This window comes from Blastococcus sp. CCUG 61487 (assembly GCF_005222955.1).
Classification (GTDB): domain Bacteria; phylum Actinomycetota; class Actinomycetes; order Mycobacteriales; family Geodermatophilaceae; genus Blastococcus.
Map to the genome: position 1 here is coordinate 743 of NZ_LWUA01000120.1, position 897 is coordinate 1,639.

An 897-nucleotide genomic window follows, 5' to 3' on the forward strand; every position below is an offset into this window, starting at 1 on the left:
CGGCCAGAAGGTGTGGACCTCGGGCGCCATGGGTTCCGACGTCGGCATGCTGATCGCCCGCACCGACCCCGACGCCGTCAAGCACGCCGGCATCACCTACTTCGCGATCGAGATGGACCAGCCGGGCATCGAGGTGCGCCCGCTGCGCCAGATCACCGGCGAGGCGCACTTCGCCGAGGTCTTCCTCACCGACGCCCGCGTCAGCGCGGAGAACATCATCGGCGGCCTGAACAACGGCTGGAACGTCGCCCGGACCACGCTGGCCAACGAGCGCGTCGGCCTGGGCGGTGGCGGCTCCCTCGGCTTCCCGCTGTCGGCACCCGGTGGCCGCCGTTCGGCGGAGCAGCTCGAGCAGACCGTCGGCGAGTTCGTCGAGTCGGTGAAGCGCGCGGCGACCGGTGGCCGCGTGCCGGCCATGATGATGGTCCGCAACGGCGAGGCGCTGGCCAAGATGGCCAAGAAGATGGGCCGCGACCAGGACGCGTCGGTGCGCCAGGGCATCGCCCGCGTGCACGCGCTGACCTCGCTGAACCGCTGGAACACGCTGCGCGCCAAGGCCGCGGTGGAGGCCGGCGGTCGCCCGGGTCCGGAGGCCTCGCTGGGCAAGCTCATGGTCTCGCGGATCACCCGCATGTCCCGCGACGTCGGCATGGAGATCGCCGGCCCCTCCGGCATGCTCGCCGGTGAGGACGGCCCGCTGAACGGCGCGCTGGCCCTGCAGTTCCTCGGCGCGCCGGCTCCGTCGATCTATGGCGGCTCCGACGAGGTGCAGCACAACATCATCGGCGAGCGGGTGCTCGGCCTGCCGCGCGAGCCCGATGCCTCGAAGTCGGTGCCGTTCCGCCAGCTGAAGACCGGCACGCAGAAGTAGCTCGACCCCGTACGAACCGGAGACCC

At 71.7% G+C, this 897-nt stretch carries 1 protein-coding gene; it reads left to right on the plus strand.

Features of this window, described 5'->3' with window-relative positions; translation table 11 throughout:
• On the plus strand, positions 1–871 hold an 871-nt coding region (locus tag A6V29_RS08190), incomplete at its 5' end, for an acyl-CoA dehydrogenase family protein (protein ID WP_283956341.1).
• Positions 872–897 lie beyond the last annotated feature (26 nt).